The 11,067-nt window shown below is 71.6% G+C and carries 9 protein-coding genes; 8 read left to right on the top strand and 1 reads right to left on the bottom strand.

Going from position 1 to position 11,067, the window contains the following annotated elements; translation table 11 throughout:
- Positions 1-128 precede the first annotated feature (128 nt).
- The gene (gene bldD, locus ACZ7H1_RS21850) at positions 129-629 is read right to left on the bottom strand and encodes a transcriptional regulator BldD (protein WP_226733476.1); all 501 of its coding nucleotides are present in this window, start codon (positions 627-629) and stop codon (positions 129-131) included.
- Positions 630-911: 282 nt separating this feature from the next.
- Between bldD and pyrR the strand changes: the two genes are divergently transcribed.
- From pyrR to pyrF, 8 genes are all read left to right on the top strand, one after another.
- A complete protein-coding gene (pyrR, locus tag ACZ7H1_RS21845) occupies positions 912-1,484 on the top strand; it encodes a bifunctional pyr operon transcriptional regulator/uracil phosphoribosyltransferase PyrR (protein WP_470788829.1) in 573 nt (190 codons plus the stop codon).
- Between the two features lie 107 nt (positions 1,485-1,591).
- Positions 1,592-2,578: an aspartate carbamoyltransferase catalytic subunit gene (locus tag ACZ7H1_RS21840; protein WP_470788827.1), complete on the top strand. Its 987-nt coding sequence runs from the start codon at positions 1,592-1,594 to the stop codon at positions 2,576-2,578.
- 2 nt (positions 2,579-2,580) lie between these two features.
- The gene (locus ACZ7H1_RS21835; protein ID WP_470788826.1) at positions 2,581-3,867 is read left to right on the top strand and encodes a dihydroorotase; all 1,287 of its coding nucleotides are present in this window, start codon (positions 2,581-2,583) and stop codon (positions 3,865-3,867) included.
- On the top strand, positions 3,864-4,445 hold the full coding sequence (locus ACZ7H1_RS21830) for a PH-like domain-containing protein (RefSeq protein WP_470788824.1): 582 nt from the start codon (positions 3,864-3,866) through the stop codon (positions 4,443-4,445). The genes ACZ7H1_RS21835 and ACZ7H1_RS21830 overlap by 4 nt, the downstream gene beginning before the upstream one ends.
- Complete coding sequence (gene carA / locus ACZ7H1_RS21825; protein ID WP_470788822.1) at positions 4,442-5,587, top strand: glutamine-hydrolyzing carbamoyl-phosphate synthase small subunit; 1,146 nt, start codon at positions 4,442-4,444, stop codon at positions 5,585-5,587. Before ACZ7H1_RS21830 ends, carA begins: the two co-directional genes overlap by 4 nt.
- Entirely contained in the window at positions 5,580-8,888 is a 3,309-nt protein-coding gene (gene carB, locus ACZ7H1_RS21820; protein ID WP_470788821.1) for a carbamoyl-phosphate synthase large subunit, read from the top strand. Before carA ends, carB begins: the two co-directional genes overlap by 8 nt.
- 76 nt (positions 8,889-8,964) lie before the next feature.
- Positions 8,965-10,074, top strand: a complete 1,110-nt coding sequence (locus ACZ7H1_RS21815) for a quinone-dependent dihydroorotate dehydrogenase (RefSeq protein ID WP_470788820.1) — start codon at positions 8,965-8,967, stop codon at positions 10,072-10,074.
- Positions 10,071-10,910, top strand: coding sequence for an orotidine-5'-phosphate decarboxylase (pyrF, locus tag ACZ7H1_RS21810; protein WP_470788819.1), 840 nt, complete (start codon positions 10,071-10,073; stop codon positions 10,908-10,910). Before ACZ7H1_RS21815 ends, pyrF begins: the two co-directional genes overlap by 4 nt.
- The last annotated feature ends 157 nt before the right edge of the window (positions 10,911-11,067 follow it).

Below are 11,067 nucleotides of genomic sequence, written 5' to 3'. Positions count from 1 at the left end.
CCCTGCTCCTCCCCCCCCCTAGAAGAAAAAAGAAAGAACACACCCCCCCACCCCCCCCCCCCCCCCCCCCCCCCCCCCCCCCCCCCCGCCGGCACGTTTCTTCAGGGCGTTGCCCCGGTGGTGCGTGCTCAGATCTCCTCGTGCGCGACCGCACGGCGGGCGTCCGCGTCCAGCACGCCCCAGCTGATGAGCTGCTCGGTCAGGACCGAGGGCGACTGGTCGTAGATGACGGCCAGCGTGCGCAGGTCGTCCTGGCGGATCGAGAGGACCTTGCCGTTGTAGTCGCCGCGCTGGCTCTGGATGGTCGCTGCGTAGCGCTGCAGCGGACCGGCCTTCTCGGCGGGCACGTGGGCCAGGCGCTCCAGGTCGAGGCGCAGCTTCGGCGGCGGCTCGGCCGCTCCGCCGGGGGTCGTGCCCGGAAGCAGCTCCTGGACCGGCACCCCGTAGAAGTCCGCCAGCTCGGCGAGGCGCTGCACGGTGACCGCGCGGTCCCCACGCTCGTACGACCCGACCACGACCGCCTTCCAGCGGCCCTGGGACTTCTCCTCGACACCGTGGAGGGAAAGGCCCTGCTGGGTGCGGATGGCGCGGAGCTTGGCCCCGAGCTGTTTGGCGTATTCGCTGGACATAAGGCTCCCGGACGCTGTGTCGACGTGCGGCTCCGCCGCGCGGCTGGTAACTCACTGTGAGGTTACGCAGCGTTACGTGGATGCGTCAAGCCGAATGGTCTTCATCCACCCCCTGATCCACCCCCTGCGAGGGGCCCCTGCGGCCGGCGCTGCCGGGGCCCCTGCGGGCCGGACGGGGCGGGGCGCGGGCGGGGGCGGGGGCGGCGCCTGCTACTGTGGACGGCGTACATCCGACGTCCTTTAAGGTCCGTCCCGTGAGGCGGAGAAGGAGGTCCGTTTTTCATGGACACCCAGACTTCCGATGCGGCGCGCCCCGTCCTCGAGGCTCCCGACATCGCGCGGGTTCTGACCCGCATCGCCCACGAGATCGTCGAACGCGCCAAGGGCGCCGACGACGTGGTCCTCCTCGGCATTCCGACGCGAGGCGTCTTCCTCGCCCGCCGGATCGCCGCCAAGCTCGAAGAGATCACCGGCGCCAAGATCCCGGTCGGCTCCCTCGACATCACCATGTACCGCGACGATCTGCGGATGCGCCCGGCCCGTGCGCTGGCCCGCACCGAGATCCCCGGTGACGACCTCGACGGCCGTCTCGTGGTCCTCGTCGACGACGTGCTCTTCTCCGGCCGCACCATCCGCGCCGCCCTCGACGCGCTCGGCGACATCGGCCGCCCGCGCGCCGTCCAGCTCGCCGTCCTCGTCGACCGCGGCCACCGCGAACTGCCGATCCGCGCCGACTACGTCGGCAAGAACCTCCCCACGTCGCTGCGGGAGACGGTCAAGGTCCAGCTCCAGGAGGAGGACGGCCGCGACGCCGTGCTGCTCGGCCAGCGGACCGCTCCGGCAGGCGGGCAGTAGCCCATCCCCGTCCCGGGTTCCGCGCGCGCCGCGGGATCCGCGCCGAAGCCTGCCCGCCCGCACATCCGCGTCACACCCCTGACGACCCCGACTCACGGAGCACCCAGATGAAGCGCCACCTCATCTCGGCCGCCGACCTCACGCGCGACGACGCGGTCCTCATCCTCGACACCGCCGAGGAGATGGCCCGGATCGCCGACCGGCCGATCAAAAAGCTGCCCACCCTGCGCGGCCGTACGATCTGCAACCTCTTCTTCGAGGACTCGACCCGCACCCGGATCTCCTTCGAGGCCGCCGAGAAGCGCCTCTCGGCCGACGTGATCAACTTCGCCGCCAAGGGCTCCAGCGTGTCGAAGGGCGAGTCCCTCAAGGACACCGCCCAGACCCTGGAGGCCATGGGCGTCGACGCAGTGGTCATCCGGCACGGCGCCTCCGGCGCCCCCTACCGGCTCGCCAACTCCGGCTGGATCGACGCCCCCGTCATCAACGCGGGCGACGGCACCCACCAGCACCCCACGCAGGCCCTGCTCGACGCCTTCACGATGCGCCGCCGCCTCGTCGGCAAGGACGCCCTCGGCCAGGACCTGGCCGGCAAGCGCATCACCCTGGTCGGAGACGTGCTCCACAGCCGCGTCGCCCGCTCCAACGTCGACCTGCTGCACACCCTGGGCGCCGAGGTCACCCTCGTGGCCCCGCCGACCCTGGTGCCGGTCGGCGTCGAGACCTGGCCCTGCGAGGTCTCGTACGGCCTCGACGAGGTGCTCTCGAAGTCCGACGCGGTGATGATGCTGCGTGTGCAGCGCGAGCGGATGAACGCCGCCTTCTTCCCCACCGAGCGCGAGTACTCGCGCCGCTACGGCCTGGACGCCCAGCGGATGGCGCGGATGCCCGAGCACGCCATCGTGATGCACCCCGGCCCGATGGTCCGCGGCATGGAGATCACCGCCGAGGTCGCCGACTCCGACCGCTGCACGGTCGTCGAGCAGGTCGCCAACGGCGTCTCCATCCGGATGGCCGTCCTCTACCTGCTGCTGGGCGGCTCCGAGCCCGCCGTCACCACCACCCCCGCCCCGCGTACCGAGGAGAGCAAGTAACCATGAGCAAGATCCTTATCCGCGGCGCGAAGGTCCTCGGCGGCGACGTGCAGGACGTCCTGATCGACGGCGAGACCATCGCCGAGGTGGGCACCGGCCTGTCGGCCGAGGGCGCGCAGGTCGTCGAGGCCGGCGGCCAGGTCCTGCTGCCCGGCCTGGTCGACCTCCACACCCACCTGCGCGAGCCCGGCCGCGAGGACTCCGAGACCGTCCTGACCGGCACGCGCGCCGCCGCCGTCGGCGGTTTCACCGCGGTCTTCGCCATGGCCAACACCTTCCCGGTCGCCGACACCGCCGGCGTGGTCGAGCAGGTCTGGCGCCTGGGCAAGGAGTCCGGCTACTGCGACGTCCAGCCCATCGGCGCCGTCACCGTGGGCCTGGAGGGCAAGCAGCTCGCCGAGCTCGGCGCGATGCACGACTCGGCCGCCGAGGTGAAGGTCTTCTCCGACGACGGCAAGTGCGTCCACGACGCCGTGATCATGCGCCGGGCCCTGGAGTACGTGAAGGCCTTCGGCGGCGTCGTCGCCCAGCACGCCCAGGAGCCCCGCCTGACCGAGGGCGCCCAGATGAACGAGGGCATCGTCTCGGCCGAGCTGGGCCTCGGCGGCTGGCCGGCCGTCGCCGAGGAGTCGATCATCGCCCGCGACGTCCTCCTCGCCGAGCACGTCGGTTCGCGCGTGCACATCTGCCACCTCTCCACGGCCGGCTCCGTCGAGATCGTCCGCTGGGCCAAGTCCCGCGGCATCGACGTGACCGCCGAGGTCACCCCGCACCACCTCCTCCTCACCGACGAGATGGTCCGCTCGTACAACCCCGTCTACAAGGTCAACCCGCCGCTGCGCACCGAGCGCGACGTGATGGCCCTGCGCGAGGCGCTCGCCGACGGCACGATCGACATCGTCGCCACCGACCACGCCCCGCACCCGCACGAGGACAAGGACTGCGAGTGGGCCGCGGCCGCCATGGGCATGGTGGGACTGGAGACCGCGCTCTCCGTCGTCCAGCAGACGATGGTGGAGACCGGACTGCTCGACTGGGCCGGCGTCGCGGACCGGATGTCCTTCGCCCCCGCGCACATCGGCCGTCTCGACGGGCACGGACGACCTGTCTCGGCAGGTGAACCCGCCAACCTCACGCTGGTGGATACCGCATACCGTGGAGTCGTGGACCCCGCACATTTCGCCTCCCGCAGCCGCAACACGCCTTACGAGGGCCGTGAGCTGCCGGGTCGCGTCACTCACACCTTCCTGCGGGGCCGGGCAACGGTCGTGGACGGGAAACTGGCGTGACACCTGCAGCAATCCATCTGGCCACCGAGGCCGCCGGCCGGCAGTCGGCGGAGGTGACGGACTGGGGCGCGCGCGTCGCGTGGGTCCTCGGCCTCCTCGCCTTCATCGCCTTCGTGTACTGGCTGATGCGGCAGGGCTGGAAATGGCGCGGCGCGCTCCAGGGCGACCTGCCCGAGCTGCCCGCCGCGCCGGACGGCCTCCCCGAGCACCGGCTCGCCCTCACCGGCAGGTACCACGGGTCCACGACCGCGGGCCAGTGGCTCGACCGGATCGTGGCGCACGGCCTCGGCGTCCGCAGCCGCGTGGAGCTGACCCTCACCGACGCGGGCCTGGACGTCGTACGTCCGGGGGCCACCGATTTCTTCGTACCGGCCGCGCAGCTGCGTGGCGCCCGGCTCGACAAGGGCATTGCGGGCAAGGTGCTCACCGAGGGCGGTCTGCTCGTCGTCACCTGGGCGCACGGCGACAAGCTGATCGACTCCGGATTCCGCTCCGACCGCGCGGCCGAGCACGCCGCCTGGGTCGAAGCCATCAACCTCATGAACCCATCCATCACGACGGAAGGCGCCGAACGATGACGACCTCCACCAGGGGAGCGAAAGCTCCCGCCGTACTCGTCCTGGAGGACGGCCGCATCTTCCGCGGGCGCGCCTACGGGGCCGTGGGGGAGACCTTCGGCGAGGCCGTGTTCTCCACCGGCATGACCGGCTACCAGGAGACCCTCACCGACCCGTCGTACCACCGCCAGGTCGTCGTGATGACCGCCCCCCACGTGGGCAACACCGGCGTCAACGACGAGGACCCCGAGTCCTCCCGCATCTGGGTGAGCGGCTACGTCGTACGCGACCCCGCCCGCGTCCCGTCGAACTGGCGCTCGCGCCGCTCGCTGGACGAGGAGCTGGAGCGCCAGGGCGTCGTCGGCATCTCGGGCATCGACACCCGCGCCCTCACCCGCCACCTGCGCGAGCGCGGCGCGATGCGCGTCGGCATCTTCTCCGGCGACACCTGGACGGGCATCCGCGACGAGGCCCTGCTGGCCAAGGTGCAGAGCTCCCCGCAGATGAAGGGCGCGAACCTCTCCGCCGAGGTCGCCACCAAGGAGACCTACGTGGTCCCCGCGATCGGCGAGAAGAAGTTCACCGTCGCCGCCGTCGACCTGGGCATCAAGGGCATGACCCCGCACCGGATGGCCGAGCGCGGCATCGAGGTGCACGTGCTGCCCGCCACCGCCGGCGTCGAGGACATCTACGCGGTCGGCCCCGACGGCGTCTTCTTCTCCAACGGCCCGGGCGACCCGGCCACCGCCGACCACGCCGTCTCCGTCATGCAGGGCGTGCTGGAGCGCAAGACCCCGCTCTTCGGCATCTGCTTCGGCAACCAGATCCTGGGCCGCGCGCTCGGCTTCGGCACCTACAAGCTGAAGTACGGCCACCGCGGCATCAACCAGCCCGTCCAGGACCGCACCACCGGCAAGGTCGAGATCACCGCGCACAACCACGGCTTCGCCGTCGACGCGCCCCTCGACAAGGTCTCCGAGACCCCCTACGGCCGCGCCGAGGTCTCCCACGTCTGCCTCAACGACAACGTGGTGGAGGGTCTGCAGCTGCTCGACCAGCCGGCCTTCAGCGTCCAGTACCACCCCGAAGCAGCCGCGGGCCCGCACGACGCCGCGTACCTCTTCGACCGCTTCGTATCCCTGATGGAGGCCGAGCGTGCCTAAGCGCACCGATATCCAGTCCGTCCTGGTCATCGGCTCCGGCCCGATCGTCATCGGCCAGGCCGCGGAGTTCGACTATTCCGGCACCCAGGCCTGCCGCATCCTCAAGGCCGAGGGCCTGCGGGTCATCCTGGTGAACTCCAACCCGGCGACGATCATGACCGACCCGGAGATCGCCGACGCCACGTACGTCGAGCCGATCACCCCCGAGTTCGTCGAGAAGATCATCGCGAAGGAGCGCCCCGACGCGCTCCTGCCCACGCTCGGCGGGCAGACGGCGCTGAACACCGCCATCTCCATGCACGAGCAGGGTGTGCTCGAGAAGTACGACGTCGAGCTCATCGGCGCCAACGTCGAGGCGATCAACAAGGGCGAGGACCGCGACCTCTTCAAGGGCGTCGTCGACGCCGTCCGCGCCAAGATCGGCCACGGCGAGTCCGCCCGCTCGGTCATCTGCCACTCCATGGACGACGTCCTCGCGGGCGTCGACACCCTCGGCGGCTACCCCGTCGTCGTCCGCCCCTCCTTCACCATGGGCGGCGCCGGCTCCGGCTTCGCCCACGACGAGGACGAGCTGCGCCGCATCGCCGGCCAGGGCCTGACGCTCTCCCCGACCACCGAGGTGCTCCTGGAGGAGTCCATCCTCGGCTGGAAGGAGTACGAGCTCGAGCTGATGCGCGACAAGGCCGACAACGTCGTGGTCGTCTGTTCCATCGAGAACTTCGACCCGATGGGCGTGCACACCGGCGACTCCATCACCGTCGCCCCCGCCATGACGCTGACCGACCGCGAGTACCAGCGGCTGCGCGACATCGGCATCGCGATCATCCGCGAGGTCGGCGTCGACACCGGCGGCTGCAACATCCAGTTCGCGATCAACCCGGACGACGGCCGCGTCATCGTCATCGAGATGAACCCGCGCGTCTCCCGCTCCTCCGCGCTCGCCTCGAAGGCCACCGGCTTCCCGATCGCCAAGATCGCCGCCAAGCTGGCCATCGGCTACACGCTGGACGAGGTCCCGAACGACATCACCGAGAAGACCCCGGCGTCCTTCGAGCCGACCCTCGACTACGTCGTCGTCAAGGCCCCGCGCTTCGCCTTCGAGAAGTTCCCGCTGGCCGACGCCACCCTCACCACCACCATGAAGTCGGTGGGCGAGGCCATGGCCATCGGCCGCAACTTCACCGAGGCCCTCCAGAAGGCCCTGCGCTCGCTGGAGAAGAAGGGCTCGCAGTTCGCCTTCACCGGCGACCCGGGTGACAAGGACGAGCTGCTGCGCACCGCGGTCCGCCCGACCGACGGCCGCATCAACACCGTCATGCAGGCCATCCGCGCCGGCGCCACCCAGGAGGAGGTGTTCGACGCCACGAAGATCGACCCGTGGTTCGTCGACCAGCTCTTCCTGATCAAGGAGATCGCCGACGAGCTCGCCGCCGCCGAGAAGCTCGAGCCCGAGCTGCTCGCCGAGGCCAAGCGGCACGGCTTCTCCGACTTCCAGATCGCGGAGATCCGCGGCCTGCGCGAGGACGTCGTCCGCGAGGTCCGGCACGCCCTCGGTGTCCGCCCGGTCTACAAGACGGTCGACACCTGCGCCGCGGAGTTCGCCGCCAAGACCCCGTACTTCTACTCGTCGTACGACGAGGAGAGCGAGGTCGCGCCGCGCGAGAAGCCCGCCGTGATCATCCTCGGCTCCGGCCCGAACCGCATCGGCCAGGGCATCGAGTTCGACTACTCCTGCGTCCACGCCTCCTTCGCGCTCAGCGACGCGGGCTACGAGACCGTGATGGTCAACTGCAACCCGGAGACCGTCTCCACCGACTACGACACCTCCGACCGCCTGTACTTCGAGCCGCTCACGCTCGAGGACGTGCTGGAGATCGTCCACGCCGAGACCCTCGCCGGCCCCGTCGCCGGTGTCGTGGTCCAGCTCGGCGGCCAGACCCCGCTGGGCCTCGCCCAGGCGCTCAAGGACAACGGCGTCCCGGTCGTGGGCACCTCGCCCGAGGCCATCCACGCCGCCGAGGACCGCGGCGCCTTCGGCCAGGTCCTCGCCGAGGCCGGCCTGCCCGCGCCCAAGCACGGCACGGCCACCACCTTCGCCGGCGCCAAGGCCATCGCCGACGAGATCGGCTACCCGGTCCTGGTCCGCCCGTCGTACGTGCTCGGCGGCCGCGGCATGGAGATCGTCTACGACGAGACCCGGCTCGAGTCGTACATCGCCGAGTCCACCGAGATCTCCCCGACCCGCCCCGTGCTGGTCGACCGCTTCCTCGACGACGCGATCGAGATCGACGTCGACGCCCTCTACGACGGCACCGAGCTCTACCTCGGCGGCGTCATGGAGCACATCGAGGAGGCCGGCATCCACTCCGGCGACTCGGCCTGCGCCCTGCCCCCGATCACCCTCGGCGGGTACGACATCAAGCGCCTGCGCGCCTCCACCGAGGCCATCGCCAAGGGCGTCGGCGTCCGCGGCCTGATCAACATCCAGTTCGCCATGGCCGGGGACATCCTGTACGTCCTGGAGGCCAACCCGCGCGCCTCGCGGACCGTGCCCTTCACCTCGAAGGCCACCGCCGTACCGCTCGCGAAGGCCGCCGCCCGCATCTCGCTCGGCGCCACCATCGCCGAGCTGCGCGCCGAGGGCCTGCTGCCGAAGACCGGCGACGGCGGCACCCTGCCGCTCGACGCGCCGATCTCCGTCAAGGAGGCCGTGATGCCGTGGAGCCGCTTCCGCGACATCCACGGCCGCGGCGTGGACACCGTCCTCGGCCCGGAGATGCGCTCCACCGGCGAGGTCATGGGCATCGACTCGGTCTTCGGCACGGCGTACGCCAAGTCGCAGGCGGGTGCCTACGGGCCCCTGCCGACCCACGGCCGCGCGTTCATCTCGGTCGCCAACCGGGACAAGCGCTCGATGATCTTCCCGGCCCGCGAGCTGGTCGCCCACGGCTTCGAGCTGATGGCCACCTCCGGCACCGCCGAGGTCCTCAAGCGCAACGGCATCAACGCCACCGTCGTGCGCAAGCAGTCCGAGGGCGAGGGCCCGAACGGCGAGAAGACCATCGTCCAGCTGATCCACGACGGCGAGGTCGACCTGATCGTCAACACCCCGTACGGCACCGGCGGCCGCCTCGACGGCTACGAGATCCGTACGGCGGCCGTGGCACGCAGCGTGCCCTGCCTGACCACGGTCCAGGCGCTCGCCGCCGCCGTCCAGGGCATCGACGCGCTCAACCGCGGCGACGTGGGCGTCCGATCGCTCCAGGAGCACGCGGAGCACCTGATCGCGGCCCGCGACTGACAGCCCGTCCAGGGGAGGGGGACACCGGATCCGGTGTCCCCCTCTTCATGCGAAGACCTCCGAGGAATCTGGCGATATGTACAAATTGTTCTTCAACCTCGTCTTCAAGCGGATGGACCCGGAGCAGGCCCACCACACGGCCTTCCGCTGGATCCGTCTCGCGGCCCGCGTCCCGGTGCTGCGCACCTTCGTGGCCGCCTACCTCGCCCCCCGCCACAAGGAGCTGCGCACGGAGGCCCTGGGCCTGCGCATGCACGGCCCCTTCGGCCTGGCCGCGGGCTTCGACAAGAACGCCGTCGCGATCGACGGCATGTCGATGCTCGGCTTCGACCACATCGAGATCGGCACCGTCACGGCCCAGGCGCAGCCGGGCAACCCGAAGAAGCGGCTGTTCCGGCTGGTCCCGGACCGGGCGCTGATCAACCGCATGGGCTTCAACAACGAGGGCTCCGCGGCCGTCGCCGAGCGCCTCGGGGCCCGTCGGCCGGTGTTCAAGACGGTCGTGGGCGTCAACATCGGCAAGACGAAGGTCGTCCCGGAGGAGGAGGCCGTCGGCGACTACGTGACCTCGACCGAGCGCCTCGCCCGGCACGCCGACTACCTGGTCGTCAACGTGTCCTCCCCGAACACGCCCGGCCTGCGCAACCTCCAGGCGACCGAATCGCTGCGGCCGCTCCTGACGGCCGTGCGCGAGGCCGCCGACCGCACGGTCACCGACCGCCGCGTCCCCCTGCTGGTGAAGATCGCCCCCGACCTGGCGGACGAGGACGTGGACGCCGTCGCCGACCTCGCCCTGGAGCTGGGCCTGGACGGCATCATCGCCACCAACACCACCATCGCCCGCGAGGGGCTGGGCCTGCGGTCCGCCCCCGAGCTGGTCAAGGAGGCCGGCGGATTGTCCGGCGCGCCCGTCAAGGAGCGCTCGCTGGAGGTCCTGCGCCGCCTGTACGCCCGGGTGGGCGACCGCCTGGTGCTCGTCGGCGTCGGCGGCATCGAGAACGCCGAGGACGCCTGGCAGCGGATCCTCGCCGGTGCCACGCTGGTCCAGGGCTACAGCGCCTTCATCTACGAGGGCCCCTGCTACGCCCGCGCCATCCACAAGGGCCTGGCCGCGCGCCTGGCCGCCAGCCCGTACGCGACCCTCGCCGAAGCGGTGGGCGCCGAGACCCGAAAGGCCGCCCAGTGACCCTCTCCTTCGGTACCCGCCTGCGCGAGGCGATGGACGCGCGCGGTCCCCTGTGCGTGGGCATCGACCCGCACGCCGCCCTGCTGTCGTCCTGGGGGCTCGCCGACGACGTCGCGGGCCTGGAGCGGTTCTCGCGGACCGTGGTGGAGGCCCTGGCCGACCAGGTGGCCGTCTTCAAGCCGCAGGCGGCGTTCTTCGAGCGGTTCGGCTCCCGGGGCATCGCCGTCCTGGAGCGGACCGTGGCCGACGCCCGGTCGGCGGGCACGCTCGTCCTGATGGACGCCAAGCGCGGCGACATCGGCTCGACGATGGCTGCGTACGCCGAGACCTTCCTGCGCAAGGACTCGCCGCTGTTCTCCGACGCGCTGACGGTCTCCCCGTACCTCGGCTACGGCTCGCTGAAGCCCGCCGTGGACCTGGCCCGGGAGTCCGGCGCGGGTCTGTTCGTCCTGGCCCTGACCTCGAACCCGGAGGGCGCGGAGGTCCAGCGGGCGGTCCGCGAGGACGGCCTGACCATCGGCGCGACGATGCTGGCGCACCTGGCCGCCGAGAACGCCGGCGCCGAGCCGATGGGCTCCTTCGGCGCGGTGGTCGGTGCGACCCTCGGCGACCTGTCGTCCTTCGACCTCGACATCAACGGCCCGCTGCTCGCCCCGGGCATCGGCGCGCAGGGCGCCACGGCCGCCGACCTCCCGGCGGTCTTCGGCCCCGCGGTCCGCAACGTCGTCCCGAACGTCTCGCGGGGCGTGCTGCGCCACGGTCCGGACGTCTCCGCACTGCGGGAGTCGGCGCAGCGGTTCGCCGACGAGATCCGCGAGGCGGTCGCGGCCGCCTGAGCAGCGCCCGCCCGATTCGCTCCCCGGGCCCGGGGGGGGGGGGGGGGGGGGGGGGGGGGGGGGGGGGGGGGGGGGGGGGGGGGGGGGGGGGGGGGGGGGGGGGGGGGGGGGGGGAGGGGAGGGAGGGGGGGGGGTGGGGGGGGGGGGGTGAGGGGTT

It is taken from the genome of Streptomyces sp. NPDC037401, assembly GCF_055602345.1.
The sequence above is the reverse complement of the archived record's forward strand: the minus strand, read 5'-3'. Positions and strand labels throughout refer to the sequence as shown.

Coding starts and splice junctions, on each gene's coding strand:
- bldD (WP_226733476.1), bottom strand. CDS start 629: ATGTCCAGCGAATACGCCAAACAGCTCGGGGCCAAGCTCCGCGCCATC.
- pyrR (WP_470788829.1), top strand. CDS start 912: ATGGACACCCAGACTTCCGATGCGGCGCGCCCCGTCCTCGAGGCTCCC.
- ACZ7H1_RS21840 (WP_470788827.1), top strand. CDS start 1,592: ATGAAGCGCCACCTCATCTCGGCCGCCGACCTCACGCGCGACGACGCG.
- ACZ7H1_RS21835 (WP_470788826.1), top strand. CDS start 2,581: ATGAGCAAGATCCTTATCCGCGGCGCGAAGGTCCTCGGCGGCGACGTG.
- carA (WP_470788822.1), top strand. CDS start 4,442: ATGACGACCTCCACCAGGGGAGCGAAAGCTCCCGCCGTACTCGTCCTG.
- ACZ7H1_RS21815 (WP_470788820.1), top strand. CDS start 8,965: ATGTACAAATTGTTCTTCAACCTCGTCTTCAAGCGGATGGACCCGGAG.